Annotated in this window: 15 protein-coding genes, 1 pseudogene, 1 riboswitch and 1 other annotated feature; of the genes and pseudogenes, 5 read left to right on the plus strand and 11 right to left on the minus strand. The window is 36.1% G+C overall.

The window, feature by feature from the left end:
- Positions 1-427 precede the first annotated feature (427 nt).
- The 3 genes and pseudogenes from MHH66_RS25325 to MHH66_RS25335 form a co-directional block, all read right to left on the minus strand.
- Complete coding sequence (locus MHH66_RS25325) at positions 428-1,366, minus strand: thioester domain-containing protein (protein WP_078185084.1); 939 nt, start codon at positions 1,364-1,366, stop codon at positions 428-430.
- Between the two features lie 123 nt (positions 1,367-1,489).
- Positions 1,490-2,329, minus strand: a pseudogene (locus MHH66_RS25330) (aldo/keto reductase).
- Between the two features lie 16 nt (positions 2,330-2,345).
- A complete protein-coding gene (locus tag MHH66_RS25335) occupies positions 2,346-3,509 on the minus strand; it encodes an MFS transporter (RefSeq protein WP_161939635.1) in 1,164 nt (387 codons plus the stop codon).
- 394 nt (positions 3,510-3,903) lie between these two features.
- Between MHH66_RS25335 and MHH66_RS25340 the strand changes: the two genes are divergently transcribed.
- The 3 genes from MHH66_RS25340 (at position 3,904) to MHH66_RS25350 (ending at position 6,345) form a co-directional block, all read left to right on the plus strand.
- The gene (locus MHH66_RS25340) at positions 3,904-4,251 is read left to right on the plus strand and encodes a winged helix-turn-helix transcriptional regulator (RefSeq protein ID WP_063218066.1); all 348 of its coding nucleotides are present in this window, start codon (positions 3,904-3,906) and stop codon (positions 4,249-4,251) included.
- A 430-nt stretch (positions 4,252-4,681) separates the two neighbouring features.
- On the plus strand, positions 4,682-5,122 hold the full coding sequence (locus MHH66_RS25345) for a DUF1641 domain-containing protein (protein WP_078184801.1): 441 nt from the start codon (positions 4,682-4,684) through the stop codon (positions 5,120-5,122).
- Positions 5,123-5,166: 44 nt separating this feature from the next.
- Positions 5,167-6,345 (plus strand): NAD(P)/FAD-dependent oxidoreductase, encoded by a 1,179-nt coding sequence (locus MHH66_RS25350; protein WP_002016002.1) that lies wholly within the window; start codon positions 5,167-5,169, stop codon positions 6,343-6,345.
- Between the two features lie 264 nt (positions 6,346-6,609).
- Here the strand turns inward: MHH66_RS25350 and tyrS are convergent, their stop codons facing one another.
- The 5 genes from tyrS to MHH66_RS25375 form a co-directional block, all read right to left on the minus strand.
- Entirely contained in the window at positions 6,610-7,872 is a 1,263-nt protein-coding gene (tyrS, locus tag MHH66_RS25355) for a tyrosine--tRNA ligase (protein WP_012261963.1), read from the minus strand.
- Positions 7,873-7,929: 57 nt separating this feature from the next.
- Positions 7,930-8,146, minus strand: a binding site (T-box leader).
- A 107-nt stretch (positions 8,147-8,253) separates the two neighbouring features.
- The gene (gene murB, locus MHH66_RS25360) at positions 8,254-9,171 is read right to left on the minus strand and encodes a UDP-N-acetylmuramate dehydrogenase (protein WP_002016019.1); all 918 of its coding nucleotides are present in this window, start codon (positions 9,169-9,171) and stop codon (positions 8,254-8,256) included.
- A 386-nt stretch (positions 9,172-9,557) separates the two neighbouring features.
- Entirely contained in the window at positions 9,558-9,953 is a 396-nt protein-coding gene (locus MHH66_RS25365) for an SET domain-containing protein (protein ID WP_000573650.1), read from the minus strand.
- 211 nt (positions 9,954-10,164) lie between these two features.
- Positions 10,165-11,667, minus strand: a complete 1,503-nt coding sequence (locus MHH66_RS25370; protein WP_078184802.1) for a DUF4077 domain-containing protein — start codon at positions 11,665-11,667, stop codon at positions 10,165-10,167.
- A gap of 34 nt (positions 11,668-11,701) precedes the next feature.
- On the minus strand, positions 11,702-12,760 hold the full coding sequence (locus MHH66_RS25375) for an endonuclease/exonuclease/phosphatase family protein (protein WP_078184803.1): 1,059 nt from the start codon (positions 12,758-12,760) through the stop codon (positions 11,702-11,704).
- Positions 12,761-12,979: 219 nt separating this feature from the next.
- Positions 12,980-13,039: riboswitch (Fluoride riboswitch) on the plus strand.
- Positions 13,040-13,093: 54 nt separating this feature from the next.
- Between MHH66_RS25375 and crcB (MHH66_RS25380) the strand changes: the two genes are divergently transcribed.
- Complete coding sequence (gene crcB, locus MHH66_RS25380; RefSeq protein ID WP_002143706.1) at positions 13,094-13,498, plus strand: fluoride efflux transporter CrcB; 405 nt, start codon at positions 13,094-13,096, stop codon at positions 13,496-13,498.
- Positions 13,495-13,851: a fluoride efflux transporter CrcB gene (gene crcB, locus MHH66_RS25385; protein ID WP_078184804.1), complete on the plus strand. Its 357-nt coding sequence runs from the start codon at positions 13,495-13,497 to the stop codon at positions 13,849-13,851. Before crcB (MHH66_RS25380) ends, crcB (MHH66_RS25385) begins: the two co-directional genes overlap by 4 nt.
- Before the next feature lie 138 nt (positions 13,852-13,989).
- Here crcB (MHH66_RS25385) and MHH66_RS25390 read toward each other — a convergent pair whose 3' ends face one another.
- The 3 genes from MHH66_RS25390 to speG all read right to left on the minus strand — a co-directional run bounded on the left by MHH66_RS25390 (position 13,990) and on the right by speG (position 15,361).
- Positions 13,990-14,232 (minus strand): DUF3947 family protein, encoded by a 243-nt coding sequence (locus tag MHH66_RS25390; protein ID WP_100248584.1) that lies wholly within the window; start codon positions 14,230-14,232, stop codon positions 13,990-13,992.
- Between the two features lie 257 nt (positions 14,233-14,489).
- Positions 14,490-14,699 (minus strand): DUF3955 domain-containing protein, encoded by a 210-nt coding sequence (locus MHH66_RS25395; protein WP_002129860.1) that lies wholly within the window; start codon positions 14,697-14,699, stop codon positions 14,490-14,492.
- A 140-nt stretch (positions 14,700-14,839) separates the two neighbouring features.
- On the minus strand, positions 14,840-15,361 hold the full coding sequence (speG, locus tag MHH66_RS25400; RefSeq protein ID WP_002112781.1) for a spermidine N1-acetyltransferase: 522 nt from the start codon (positions 15,359-15,361) through the stop codon (positions 14,840-14,842).
- Positions 15,362-15,376 lie beyond the last annotated feature (15 nt).

The following is a 15,376-nucleotide window of genomic DNA, read 5'->3' on the forward strand; positions in this document are numbered from 1 at the left end:
TGTATCCATTACTACCGCATTCCTCTCAATGTATTCAATTTCCTACATTATAAAATTTTTATGTGGGAAGAGAATACTAAAAGATGTACTTCAGTCTTGTCATCTATACATCTAAAAATGTGAAAAACAATAGAACCTTACATTTTCTTCATATATGACCATCTATAGGTAGTTTTTCCAACTGAATTTTACACGCTTTCTATTTTGTTTGATAGCCTTTTCAATCAGAATAATGTTACAATTTCGTGAATATAATCCATTAATCTTAACGTTCGGATTTCAACATATTTTATATTATTCTAAAATATAGTTTAAACTGTCCCAATATTGTTTTCATGTTATCTATACCCGCTTATTATTTTTAACATATAATTTAACTTCTACTCAGATAAGAAAAAAGCATCGGCAAATGCCAATGCTTTTTCTACTATCTTTTAATTTGATTCGGCTTATGTGGTTCATTTGGTGTATAGGGTTTATTTGGTTTATTATCATGACCATTTGCTTTCTTCCAACTTACCGCCAACTCTGGACTTGTTTTTTCTTCACTACGCTCAAGTAACACAACCGCATTTTGAATAGTCGGTGTACCTTTATGTGCAATTCCTTGTAGTTTCGTTAAATTCCCTGATACTTTAAAGCTAAATCCACCCGATGGTGTTTGTTTCGGAATTAAAATGCGGAACTTTTCTCCTACATTAAATTCTGTTTTTCCCTCGCCTTTTTCATTTACGAACTTCGCGCCTTCTGGTGCACCTGTTGCTTGCACTTTATACGTTCCACTTTTTGCATTTGTTTGCACTGTGTATAAACCTGTTTCAAAAAACTCATTTTTTAATACTGCCTCTTGTTCTTCTGATGGTACTACACTCATCGTAATTTCTTGTAGTTCTTCACTAGCGTTTGCTTTCGCAACGATATCTTTCGTTACTTTTTCTACATTTTTATTACGGAAATCTAAATCGTTAATATCAATTTGTTTTAACGCATTCCACACCGCGAGCTGCGTTGCGTAATGTGCCTCTCTCCAATCGGAAACGCCTAATTCTTGTGGACTCTTCTGCGGATACCCGTTTAATAGTACACGGTATACGTTAATATCTACTTTACCCATTTCAGGTAAGTCTTGACCGCTCGGAGATTTCAAATCTACATTTAAGCAAAATGCAATTTTTCCATCTGCCGTTTTAATAAGCTCTGTTCGAATTGGTTTCTTCTTTGACCTACTATAACTCCAATCCATTTCATACTTCGTATGATCCATAACTTCTGCGAATGCTTTTTGAAGCGGGAATAATAAGTTCGCAAATACAAATAAAACACTCAAAAAAGCGGCCATTATCTTGAACGATCGTTTTATATTCATGTCTACAACCCCTTATAAAATAACAAATTTACTACTGTTTATTATTTAGTTAGAAACGTTTTTTATGCATAAGTAAAACAAAAAAGAGTGCAAACTATTTGCACTCTTTCTTCCACTATAAGTTTAGAAATCAAAGTTATCAGGATCTGGACCAACGCGGTGGTTCTGATTTAAAGCATCAATCTTTTCCATATCTTCTTTTGTTAATTCAAAGTCGAATATATTAGCATTCGCAATAATACGCTGTTCTTTCGTTGATTTCGGAATCGTTACAACTTCATTTTGAAGATCCCAACGTAAAATGATTTGCGCTGTTGTTTTACCGTACTTATCAGCAACTTCTTGTAAAGTTTCATTATCTAATAATTGCCCTTGCATAAGTGGTGACCATGCTTCCATTTGGATTCCTTGTTCTTTACAGAAAGCCTGTAGTTCTTTCTGCGTCAAACGCGGGTGATACTCTACTTAGTTAATCATCGGCTTAATTTCCGCACCTTCCAGTACGTCTTTCAGATGATGGATTTGGAAGTTACTTACGCCAATTGCACGCACGCGTTCTTCTTTATAAAGTGTTTCTAACGCTCTCCACGAATCTTTATATTTCCCTTCAACAGGCCAATGGACAAGATATAAATCTAAATAATCTAGTTCTAATTTTTTTAAGCTCTCTTCGTATGCAGCAAGTGTCGTTTCATATCCTTGATCTGCGTTCCACACTTTTGAAGTAATGAATAAATCTTCTCGAGAAATTCCTGCTTCTTTTATACCAGCGCGAATGCCTTCTCCAACTGCTTTTTCATTTCCATAAATCGCAGCTGTATCAATGCTACGGTATCCTTCTTTAATGGCTACTTTCACAGCCTCTACAAGTTCCGGTCCATCTTCTACTTTAAATACACCTAAACCGAACCAAGGCATTTCCACACCGTTATGCAATGTTGTTTTACTTTGTAAATTTTTCATTATATTTTTCTCTCCTTTATTTTGCTTGATCTCTTTTTTCTAAGTTCATACTCCAAGCTGTTAAAATAACAGCGCCTACTACCATAATGCCGCCTACCCAAGCTGTATGAATTAATCCTAACGAGTTCGTTACAATACCGCCCAAATAAGCCCCAAGAGCAATTCCTGCGTTAAATGCTGCAATATTCATTGCTGATGCGATATCAACGGCACTCGGCACGAAACGCTCAGCCAATATAACGACATACACTTGTAGTCCTGGAACATTCATAAACGCGAATAGCCCCATAAAAATAATTGTGATAAGCCCCGCCACTTGAAACGGCGCTGTAAATGTTAGTACGAATAATACAATTGCTTGAATAAAGAACATGTAAAATAGTGCACGAATTGGATTATGATTCGATAATTTTCCGCCGACCATATTCCCAATCGCAATTGCAATCCCGTACACTAACAAAATGATTGTAACGGTACTCGATTTAAATCCTGTTACTTCTTGTAATAGCGGAGATAAATACGTAAATGTTACGAATGTTCCTCCATATCCTAATGCAGTAATGACGAAAACAAGTAAGAGTCTTCCGTTCGTGATAAGTTTGAATTGATCACGAAATGATACTCGTGTACCCTTTTTTAAGTTAGACGGAATTAACATGCTGTTTGCGACTAAGGCAACAATTCCAATGACCACAATCACCATAAAAGATGCTCTCCAGCCAAATTGTTGACCAATAAACGTTCCAATTGGTACACCTGTAATCGTCGCAACAGTTAAACCAGTAAACATAAATGCAATTGCACTTGCACGTTTATTCTCTGGTACAAGCGCAGCCGCAATTGTGGATCCTATCGACATAAAAACGCCGTGTGCAAACGCAGATACAACCCTCGCCATAAGCAACACAGTAAAACTTGTTGCCACTGCCGCAATTCCATTACCAATAATGAAAATAATCATAATCCACATTAATAATGTCTTTCGCGACATACTAGCTGTTAATGACGTTAATACTGGGGCACCAAACGCTACCCCTAATGCATATAAAGAAACGGTTAAACCCGCTGTTGTAACAGAAACATGTAAATCCTCTGAAATAGATGGTAATAAACCGACACTAATAAATTCGGTTGTACCAATTCCAAATGCACTAATTGCTAGTGCTAATAAAGCAAACATACTTCTTCGATTCGTCTGTACCGCTGAAGAAGATACTGTATATGAATTCAATTGAACTCCTCCTTAATGCGAGAAATCCAATCATAATAGTGTGATAAAAAGGCCTTTTTATCTTCTACAAAAATAATGTTACTGCTGATATATGCTATTATGAATGGCTTCACTCTTTTTTTGAAGAACGCACTTTAAAGTACGATAGGTACCAAAAAGTAACATAGGCACTTTTTAGTACCGTACTACTCATTTCCCTCTTACGTATGCTATTATGGAACATATTCAACATAATAAAAAGTACGTACTTTAAAGTGCTATAGGTACTTTTTAGTAACATTTAAATTATTTGGCTTCTTTTGTTGGAGAACTGAAATCTACATTCATCAAAGGAGATTTTTATATGAAGAAATATAATATTCCCGTTGAAGCGACTTTAGAGGTTATCGGCGGAAAATGGAAAGTCGTTATTCTTTGCCACTTAACGAAAGGTACAAAGAGAACGAGTGAATTAAAACGTCTCATGCCTGGTATTACACAAAAGATGTTAACACAGCAATTACGCGAATTAGAAGAAGACGGAGTTATTCAAAGAAAGGTATACAATCAAGTACCACCGAAAGTAGAATATTCTCTTACAGACTACGGTTGGTCTTTAGAATCCATTCTTGATTCTCTTTGTACTTGGGGCGAATGCCACCTTGAAAAAAGCGGTAACACATCAATTCTAATTACAGAAGGTGAACAATAAAAAAAGGAAAAAATGAACATAAATTTGTCCATTTCCTCCTTTTTTTCTTTATATATATGTACATTTTTAAGATAGATAAAATAATTTATGCGCTTTCATGCCTTGTCAGTACTAGGTTACAGAATCAATATCAAATAATTAGGAATCATTTTTATGTTAACATACGTGTATATAGTATATAATATAGGATATATATTATATACACTTTCCGATAAGGGAACTTTCCATTATGCGGACAAGCCATGTATCGGACAGTTCATAAATAATAGGTAGGACATTATGGTTTTGGATTTATGATTTCAGCTTACTTGCTGTCATAAATTTAAAGGCATTTTATTGTGCTTTGTGAAACTTTGTATAAAGTTTCGCAAGTGTTTACTATCTTATCTATCAAAAATAAGAGTATTGCTATCGTAAAGGAGAATTGGAGATGCCAGAAACTATGACTCAAACAAAGCCAGAACAAGAAACTGTACAAATTTCTGCTAGCCAAGGACAACTTGATGTACTTGATCAGTTGTTAAAACCTGAGGTACAAGAATCATTAACAACACTAGTAGAACAGCTTCCAAAATTAACTGAGCTTGTTAACATTTTAACTAAGTCTTATGACTTCGCTCAAACTGTTGCTACTGATGAAGTATTAAAAAGCGACACTGTTAGTGCAATCACAGAGCTTGTAGAACCTGTAAAGGATACAGTGAAAAGCATGGCTGCAACTGCTATCGAAGCGAAAGATCGTGCTGATGAAAGCAACGAAGTTATCGGCCTGTTCGGTCTATTAAAATTACTAAAAGACCCACAAGCACAAAAAATGTTCCGTTTTGTGAACGCATACCTTCAAATTAGTGCACAACGTAATAATAAATAATTTAACTTATAACAACAATTAGTAAAGACGGGGGATAACATACTATGTCAAAACAAATTGTCATCTTAGGCGCTGGTTATGGCGGTCTTCTTGCCGCTTTAAACGTACGTAAATACTACAGCAAATCAGAAGCACAAGTTACAGTGATTAACCAATACCCAACGCACCAAATCATCACTGAACTACACCGCCTTGCAGCTGGTAACGTTGCTGAGCAAGCAATTGCAATGCCACTTACAAAGCTTTTCAAAGGTAAAGACATCGATCTTAAAATTGCAACAGTTGAGTCATTCTCAGTTGATAGCAAAGAAATCAAACTAGCTGGTGGCACTACGCTATCTTACGATGCACTTGTAGTTGCTTTAGGAAGTAAAACTGCTTACTTCGGTATTCCAGGACTAGAAGAAAACAGCATGGTATTAAAATCTGCTGCTGATGCAAACAAAATCTACAAACACGTTGAAGACCGTATTCGTGAATACGCTAAAACGAAAAACGAAGCTGATGCTACAATCGTAATCGGTGGTGGCGGATTAACTGGCGTTGAGCTAGTTGGTGAGCTTGCTGACATTATGCCTAAACTTGCAAAAAGCCACGGCGTAAATCCAAAAGAAGTTAAACTTCTTCTTGTTGAAGCAGGTCCAAAAATCCTTCCAGTATTACCAGACCACTTAATCGAACGTGCAACTGCTAGCTTAGAAGCACGCGGTGTTACATTCTTAACAGGTCTTCCTGTAACAAACGTTGCTGGTAATGAAATCGACTTAAAAGACGGTCAAAAAATCGTTGCTAACACATTCGTTTGGACAGGCGGCGTACAAGGTAACCCATTAATTGGTGAATCAGGTCTTGAAGTAAACCGCGGTCGTGCAACTGTTGATGCACATCTACAATCTACTTCTCACAAAGACGTATTCGTTGCTGGAGACAGCGCTGTTGTCTTCTCTCCAGACGGTCGTCCATACCCACCAACTGCACAAATCGCTTGGCAAATGGGTGAGTTAATTGGATACAACTTATACGCAGCACTAGAAGGCAAAGCATTCGAAGAGTTCGCACCTATCAACTCTGGAACACTTGCTAGTCTAGGACGTAAAGATGCTGTTGCTACAATCGGAGCAAGCAATACTCCGCTTAAAGGTTTACCAGCATCATTAATGAAAGAAGCAAGTAACGTTCGTTACTTATCACACATTAAAGGTCTATTCAGCTTAGCATACTAATCTGAATATAAGCCCGAATCATGCCCTGCATGGTTCGGGCTATTTTTATCCCGCTATTTGCGGGCTGATAATCAGTGGGGATGTACAAAACCCCCCACTGATTAAAGTTTCACTTTATCCGTAATTTTCTCTAACTTATTTATTCGACAAAAGAATAATATAACCTCTTTAATTATCAAAATATACTGACTTTTTTATGTCGAAATTGTGTATATGAAAAGAGCGGAAGTAGATATCTTCCCTACTTCCGCTCTTTCACAAGAACTATTCTCCTAATTCCACTAAGCTGTAGTTCTTCTTCCCTTTACGAATAATGATGAATCGTCCATCAAATGAATTTTCTACAGTAACATCCCTACTGACATCCGTTACTTTTTCACCATTCATAGATATAGCCCCATTATTAATATCTTCACGCGCTTGACGTCTAGAAGGTTCAATTCCTAAATCAACTAGCCACTCTACGATATTTTTCGTCTCTTTTGAAGATTGGAATGTCGGCATCTCTTTAAAACCTTGTTCAATTTCATCAGCTGTTAACGACTTAATATCTCCGCTAAATAACGCTGCTGTAATTTTCACTGCCTGTAAAAATGCTTCTTCTCCATGAACGAATTTCGTCATTTCTTCCGCTAATACTTTTTGTGCTTCACGTTTATGAGGCTCTGTTTCTACCTTCGCTGCTAATTCATCAATTCGCTCTTTCGTTAAGAACGTAAAGTATTTCAAGTATTTAATTACATCACGGTCATCTGTATTCACCCAGAACTGGTAAAATTCAAACGGTGTTGTCTTTTCCGGATCAAGCCAAATAGCACCACCTGCTGATTTACCAAACTTCGTACCATCTGATTTTAATAATAATGGAATCGTTAATCCGAATACTTTCGCTTCATGACCTTCTAACTTACGAATTAAATCTAAACCACTCGTAATATTTCCCCATTGATCACTACCACCAATTTGCAATTGAACATCTTCTTTTGTGTATAAATGATGAAAATCCATCGCTTGCAAGATTTGGTACGTGAATTCTGTGAAAGAAATCCCTGTATCTAAACGACTTGCGACAATATCTTTCGCTAACATGCTATTTATGCTAAAGTTTTTTCCGTAATCACGTAAAAACTCGATAATGTTTATTTTATGTGTCCAGTCATAGTTATTTACCATCTTCACTTCGCTATTCCCGCCAAAGTCAAATAGCTTTTTCATTTGCGCTGTTAACGCATCTACATTATGCTGCACCACTTCTAAAGTTTGCAGTTGACGCTCTGATTGACGTCCACTTGGATCACCAATTGTTCCTGTTGCCCCGCCAATTAAAATAACCGGATGATGACCAGCTAATTGGAATCTCTTCATCATCATAAAAGGAATCAAATGTCCGATATGCATACTATCACCAGTCGGATCAACTCCGCAGTATAGTGAAATCTTTTTCTCTTCTACTAACTTACGTAAACCTTCTTCATCTGTCTGCTGATTCACAGCACCGCGCCATTCTAATTCATCAATAATATTCATCTTTTGTCATCCCCTTTATTTTTTTGAAAACAAAAAAGCCCCTATGTCTACAATAGACATAGGGACGATTATTCACCGTGTTACCACCCAGTTTGCATAAATAGCATAGCTATTCATACCACTCTTAGCAATAATATCGATTGCTAGTCCGCTTAGCGTTACCTAAGATACTCCAGAGTGTAATTCACAAGTTTGTTTGTGCTAGGTTCCAGCAATCCCTAGCTCTCTTTGATAACAGTGACAAACTGCTACTGGGCTCTTTCAACGTATATTTTATTTGTTAAATTATTAGCCATTATATTGAATCCAAATCAAATTGTCAACAATACCCAAATGTTATTTCGAAATAATTCATACTTTTATACGTTTTTTATTCAAAGATTACTGTAGATCTTCTCCAATAATCCTTACTTCTCTCTCTAATTTCACACCGAATTTTTCTTCAACAGTTGTTTGTACGAAATGAATTAAATCGATATAATCTTGTGCAGTTCCGTTATCAACATTCACCATAAATCCAGCGTGTTTTAAAGAAACTTCAACTCCGCCAATTCGCTTACCTTGCAGTCCTGATTCTTGAATAAGCTTACCCGCAAAATTATTTGGTGGACGCTTAAATACACTGCCACATGAAGGATACTCTAAAGGTTGTTTTGATTCACGCTTATACGTTAAATCATCCATCTTTTCCTTAATCTCTTCACGCACACCTTCTTCAAGTTCAAACCTCGCTTCAAGAATAATGTAATGATTGTTCGCAAATACACTCTTACGATATCCAAATTCAAATGCATCTTTCGTTAAAGTACGTAGCTCTCCATCACCTGTCATTACGACAGCTTCTGTTAGCACATATGCAACCTCACCGCCATATGCACCAGCATTCATATATAACGCTCCGCCAACTGAACCTGGTATACCACAAGCAAACTCAAGTCCTGTTAAACAGTGATCTAATGCAATTCGTGACACATCAATAATTGCTGCACCACACCCCGCAACAATCGCTGTCCCTGTTACAGTAACATTTGTAATATGAATTAAACTTACTGTAATCCCGCGCAGACCACCGTCTTTAATAATAACATTAGAGCCGTTTCCTAAAAACGTAACTGGAATATTGTATTGATTCGCATACTTTATAACTTCTTGAATTTCATCATAATTCGTAGGAGAAACGAACACATCCGCTTTCCCGCCCACTTTAATATGCGTATGATTCTTTAACATTTCATCTTGCTTCACATGACCTTCAGGCAATACTGTACTTAAATATTTATAAACCTCGTGCATATTCATTTTACGATTCCTCTATTTCTATAATCTTTTTATCCCGCTATATACGGGTCCATAATATCCCCACATAAAAATGCATTACAAAACAACAGCTAACGTGGTGAATACAGTGTACATAAAGCACACCTATAAACCTCTTAAATTATAAGAGGTTCCACTCATATTAAAATATATATCGCATAATAAAGCAACCCAAATGGGCTACTAAACTTGACATGTAACCATATAGACAACAATTTGTAAAATATATAGGTTTTTCAAAGTAATACCCTTCAATATCTTACTATACCATACGAAAGAAAAGTGGTATTTTTTTGTAATCTTTACTTTATTTTCATCAATAAAAAAGAGCACATCCCACAGAATGTGCCCTTTCTATACTTTTTAACTTATTTTTCGTTCTCTTCTTTTTCCTTATCAAACCATAATAGCTCATCGTCATCAACTTCACCATTATAATTGATTAGAATCTCTTCTCCCGCTTTTATATCTTTGTAAGCAAAGAAGTTAAACGTATGATTCTCGAAGACAATATCATACGTTGCATTCGGATTATATGCATGATTAAATAACATGCCGTATCCTAACAGGAATGCCGTATGATTTACCCCATACTCAAATGCGTAGTCAGCAAGTAACGTTTTCTCAATGTGTTCATGCTGTTCATTCGGATAAGAGATAACTGGTGCTGAGTGAATCAACTCACCCTTTTTAATATCACGAGTTGCAAATACCCCTCTATTAAATTCTCCATCACTAAGTTCAGAAGTCTTAACTTCGATCATATGCGTCACCTATATAATTCTTTCTTTGAAGTATTTTATTCCGCTATTTGCGGGGTTCAACTAATAATCAGTAGCGTATAGCCCCACTAATTAAAGTCTCAGTTTATCTCCTTAAGCTTGGCAGAAAACGCGCAGAAAAGCAATTAAATTACTATCAAGTATTCATTTAAATGAAAAAAGAGCACACATGGTGTACCCTTTTTAAGAGATATTACTTTTCTAAAATATCTTCTAGCAACTTCACTTGCTCGCTAACAGTATGTAACGTCTTCACCGATGTATCATTTCGATGCTTTTCTTCTTCAACACTCGCTAACACTTCTTCCGTAGCTGCAGAAGTTTGTTGAATTACGTTAGAAGCATGTGTAACGTCCTTTACGATATTCGTCGTTTTAGCTTGGAAACTTTCTTGATGACCAACAATCTCCCTCATTACATCATTAATCGCATCAATAAACTTCCCTAAATCCGTTACATTCGTCAAAACACTTGCTAACATTTCGTTACATTCTTCTTGTACTCTTTCTGACTTCTCTACCTGCACTTCTACTTTACTTGCTTGATTACTAAACTCCTTCAAAATCCCTTGAATTCTCCCCGCAGAACGATTCGATTCTTCAGCAAGCTTTAATACTTCATTCGCTACAATAGCAAAACCTTTTCCATGCTCGCCTGCCCTTGCAGCTTCAATATTTGCATTTAAAGCTAGCAAACTCGTCTGACTTGAAATATTCGTTATTACATCTACAATTTCATTAATTTGTTTCGATTGTGTCATTAATTCTCTAAATATCGTTCCTGATTGTGAAACAACATCATTTAAACTTCTCATGTTAGCTTCAAAATTTCTTAAAGTATTTACACTACCCTTTGAGATTTCCAAACTTTTATCAACACGCATCGACGCATTTCTTACTTGAGAGATGATTTGGTCAATATTTCCCTCCATATCATTCAATACTTCTACTGAACGTGACATCATCTCTGATTGCGATTGAGTTCCCACTGCTACTTCTTCAAAAGCAAAGTTAATTTCACTCATTGACTCCATCGATGTATTCATATTTTGTCTTAAATGATTGAAATTACTATCTAACTTCACAACAGTTTCCTCAATAAGCCTTTGCGTTTCTTCTAACTCCTGAGCTTTCTTCATCACCGCTTGCTTCTCATCCCTTAAACGAGCCAATAGATTAGAACCAATCTTTGTGACACCCCACATTGCGATCGTTACAATCGCTAACAAGCTTGCGAAATTTGCAGCTTCAGATGACGCTGTATACGCAAAAAATTGATTTGGCCAATAACTACAAAGTATAAATGTAACAACAACTGCTACCCCGCCAAGAATTAAAATAAGACGTTCACTCAAATAAATAAGTGAAACCGCTAATGTAAAATAGACCATTTGAAATACAGCTGGGCTTTCATTAAATGCTTGTACCATAATGAAGGACATAATAAGTAGCATACATGTCATGATGTATTTATACATTGCTTCCATACTTTCTATAAAAGTAAGCAGCGTTCCAAATACTACGATAGAAATACCACACATCCAAAATGCTATTGCTCTCTCTGTAAAAATATATCCGTAATACCCAATCGCGATTATCCCAAGGAAGAAACTACAAATCGTGATAAACAACAATAAATGATTTTTCTGCGATTCTTTCTCAAGGTTAGAAAAACAAGTTCTCTTTAACCACTCCATATATGAAGCCCCACCTTCTACTCATACGTATCGATTACTTCAGCTTGAATACCGCACTCACTGGGTTATGATCGCTATTTTCAAACTTCAAATCTTTCCCTTGTACATTTACAATTTCAACATTCGGTGAAGCGATAAAGCCATCAATAATCGTGACGAAATTTTCACCTTCCACATATTTCTTCACATCATCTCTCACAGTCATAACAGACGGATCTACAGCCCACTTAAAGCCACCATCAGTAAAGTCCTTTGGTAACTCTACTAACCACTCAGGACGCTCTTTCACGAACTTCGGATCACTTAACTGAGCGTTAGAAATTAATTGATTCCAGTCTCCGCCCATTATTACATAATCACCATTTTTATAATGCTTGTTCATATATTTTTTTAAATATTCTACTTGCTGTTTTCTAATTTTCCCGCCTTCATCATAAGCAGATAAATGTAGATTTACGAGTCTAACAAATTTCTCATTATTAACAGGTATTTTATGTTCAACAATCGCTCGGTCTAAATCAAATAAACGCTTTGGCCACGGCTCCATTCCAGGAAGCTGAAATCTCTTCGCTGTTTGAACCGTATATTTAGAAAATGTACTTAATCCAGCTTCAGCATATCCCATTGGACTTGTGATTGGTACAGGAACCCATTTTGTATCATAGTTCTTTCCGAACGAAGAAGCATAATCAGGTAGTCCTTTTTTCAAAAATTCATGTCCATTTACATCAAATGATCGCATTGATTTTATATCTATTTCTTGTAATAGCGCAAAATCACTATTCTCATTCTGTAAAAACGAAAGCATATTCTTTAAGTTAGTTTCCGTTTGTTCTTTACTACTTGAACCAGACCCTTTTCCCCCATCCATAAAGAAGTCTTGATCCTTATCTAGTCCAGCATATCCAATATTAAATGTTGTAACTTTAAATTCATTTCCATGCGCAATTACGCGCTCCTTATTGTTTTCCACCTTCAAGCTTATAACATCAGCCGGCTGTTCTTTTGTAAGTGTCATATAAGCTAAAAACCCACCTACAACTCCCACACCTACTAAAATACATATAAGTACTATTTTTAATAACTTTTTCAAACAAACGACCCCTTTTCTAAAACATACGATTTTACTTTTCTTTATTTTCAGTTAAATAAAAAAATGACAGACACACGAAATATTTTATCACACTGAAAACCTTATATCACTATATTTAGTTTATAAGTAATGATTCCCTATCTTAAACTATTATAGAAATACAAAATGCACCAACTTCTCCACTGGAAATTAAACGCAATGTTTAGTACACTATATGTAATAATCATAGGCGATGGAGTTCGCCATAACCGCTGCTTAGCTAATGACTCCTACCAGTATAACTACTGGTAGGAGTCTATTTTTTTGAGCAAGCTATTTAAAGAGGTGAGGAATTTGATTTATATTATCGTCGGTATAGCCGGTATATTAGGAGCCCTTTCTCGTTATTATTTAGGTCTTACTATTCATACATTTTGGCATCATTCTTTTCCATTAGCTACATTACTCATTAACTTAGCCGGCTGCTTCTTATTAGCATGGCTAACTACGTATATCGCCCGGCTAAACATCTTACCTTCAGAGGTTATCACAGGCATCGGGACTGGATTCATCGGTTCCTTTACGACGTTTTCAACATTTAGTGTAGAAACTGTGCAATTAATCAATCATTCTGAATGGAGCACGGCTTTCTTATATGTATCATGTAGCATACTTGGCGGTCTCATTATGTCTGGACTTGGCTATACACTAGGTGATTTCTTAATTAAGAAATCACTTACGGAAGGTGATCACTTATGATGGAAGCTTTATTAGTGGCAACTGGAGGGTTTTTCGGTGCGATTACACGATTTGCAATTAGCAATTGGTTTAAAAAAAGAAATAAAACACCCTTTCCAATTGCTACATTCCTTATTAATATAACAGGAGCATTTTTACTCGGGTATATAATTGGCAACGGAGTCTCTACAGGATGGCAATTATTATTAGGTACTGGTTTCATGGGTGCATTCACTACATTTTCAACATTTAAACTAGAATCCGTTCAGCTCTTCAACCGTAAAAACTTTGGCGTACTATTTATATATATAAGTACCACTTATATAATCGGTATCGCCTTTGCATTCCTTGGAATGAAGATAGGCGGAATATAAAAAAGAAAGCGACTGATAAGAGTCGCTTTCTTTCATAAAAAGTATGTCCCGCCATATGGAATGGAAAATAAAGTGAAACTTTAATCAGTGGGGGTTTTGTTCTTACCCACTGATTATTAGCCTTCACCAATCGGGCGTTTACGGGCAGTTGATCTCCCACCTAACTTCTTTGCTCCTGCCGAATTTTGAGGTGGGAGTTTTACTGCCCGGCAAATAGCGGGATAAACCAGCTGGATATACATCATAATGTATACTTTGCACAGGAAGCTGTGAATACGACATATACTGGCTCTGCATCATTTGTGCTACTTGTGCTTGTTGTTGCATTTGAATGGCCTGATGCACTGCCTGAATTGTCATCTGTGCCCCGGCCACTGTAATCGCTGCTCCTACTTGTCTTCCAGTGCAAAAATAAAGCGCTAAAAAATGGAATTCCTGTGATCCAAATGAACAGTACTAAAGGCTTATATAGTCCCTTCAAATTTTCTGAAACTAACAATACCGCTCTTCCCGTTTCTGGCCCAATATATATGCAGAACAATAAACCAAAACATCCGCAAAGAATGATAATTAACTTTAACCATAATGACAATTCGTTTTGTTTCACAAAAATCCACTCCTAAACTAACAGCATTTATCTATTGCTGTTTTTTCAACTTTGAAGTGATAAATCCAACTAGCAACACACCAATACCACTAAAGAACAATAGGTAGCTTACTGGTACTAGGAAAAAGAAAGGTTCTACAAGAAGCCCATTATCCGCCACTTTACTAGTTGTACCGTGCATTAATAAACAGGTAACTCCTAACGATATTAGTACGATAGCTAATAAAAATTTATTTTTCATAATATATTCTCCTTTAATTTCACAATTACTTTTGCTAACCTCATAATAAGTCCCGACGAATTTCAAGTCAACAATTATTTATCGTTTTACGATAAATAATTGTTGACTTGAATAATAAAAAAACTATAGACAATCATTGTCTATAGCCTCTTCACTCTAAAATATTCTTTTTGGAACATACACATTCTTATCGCATTATGGTAGTTGCCATCAACGAAAAACTCATCTTGCAACTCACCTTCTACTATAAATCCGACCTTTTTATAAACGTGTACAGCTTTTTCATTCTCTTTATCGACAACTAAATATATTTTATGCATATTTAATACGGAAAAAGCGTAATCCATCGCTAAACGCGTTGCATCAGCTGCATAACCGTAACCTTGGTAACTCGGATCAATAATAATTTGGAATTCAGTTCTACGGTGAATATAATCGATTTCTACTAATTCGACTAATCCCACCATCTCATTATCTTTCTCAACGATAAATCGGCGCTCACTTTGATCATGTATATGTTTATCGTATAAATCCTGCAGCTCCACAAATGCTTCATAAGGCTCTTCAAACCAATACGACATAATATGCGCGTTATTATTAAGTTCGTGTACAAACTTTAAGTCTTCCCGTTCTAAAGGACGTAATTTCAATTCCTGACTCATTTCTATGACCTCCAA

Source organism: Bacillus sp. FSL H8-0492 (assembly GCF_038006145.1).
GTDB lineage: Bacteria > Bacillota > Bacilli > Bacillales > Bacillaceae_G > Bacillus_A > Bacillus_A mycoides.

Bases quoted from the DNA above. Each gene is read 5' to 3' on its own strand.
- MHH66_RS25325 (WP_078185084.1), bottom strand. From the start codon at position 1,366: ATGAATATAAAACGATCGTTCAAGATAATGGCCGCTTTTTTGAGTGTT.
- MHH66_RS25335 (WP_161939635.1), bottom strand. From the start codon at position 3,509: ATGTTTGCTTTATTAGCACTAGCAATTAGTGCATTTGGAATTGGTACA.
- MHH66_RS25340 (WP_063218066.1), top strand. From the start codon at position 3,904: ATGAAGAAATATAATATTCCCGTTGAAGCGACTTTAGAGGTTATCGGC.
- MHH66_RS25345 (WP_078184801.1), top strand. From the start codon at position 4,682: ATGCCAGAAACTATGACTCAAACAAAGCCAGAACAAGAAACTGTACAA.
- MHH66_RS25350 (WP_002016002.1), top strand. From the start codon at position 5,167: ATGTCAAAACAAATTGTCATCTTAGGCGCTGGTTATGGCGGTCTTCTT.
- tyrS (WP_012261963.1), bottom strand. From the start codon at position 7,872: ATGAATATTATTGATGAATTAGAATGGCGCGGTGCTGTGAATCAGCAG.
- murB (WP_002016019.1), bottom strand. From the start codon at position 9,171: ATGAATATGCACGAGGTTTATAAATATTTAAGTACAGTATTGCCTGAA.
- MHH66_RS25365 (WP_000573650.1), bottom strand. From the start codon at position 9,953: ATGATCGAAGTTAAGACTTCTGAACTTAGTGATGGAGAATTTAATAGA.
- MHH66_RS25370 (WP_078184802.1), bottom strand. From the start codon at position 11,667: ATGGAGTGGTTAAAGAGAACTTGTTTTTCTAACCTTGAGAAAGAATCG.
- crcB (WP_078184804.1), top strand. From the start codon at position 13,495: ATGATGGAAGCTTTATTAGTGGCAACTGGAGGGTTTTTCGGTGCGATT.
- MHH66_RS25395 (WP_002129860.1), bottom strand. From the start codon at position 14,699: ATGAAAAATAAATTTTTATTAGCTATCGTACTAATATCGTTAGGAGTT.
- speG (WP_002112781.1), bottom strand. From the start codon at position 15,361: ATGAGTCAGGAATTGAAATTACGTCCTTTAGAACGGGAAGACTTAAAG.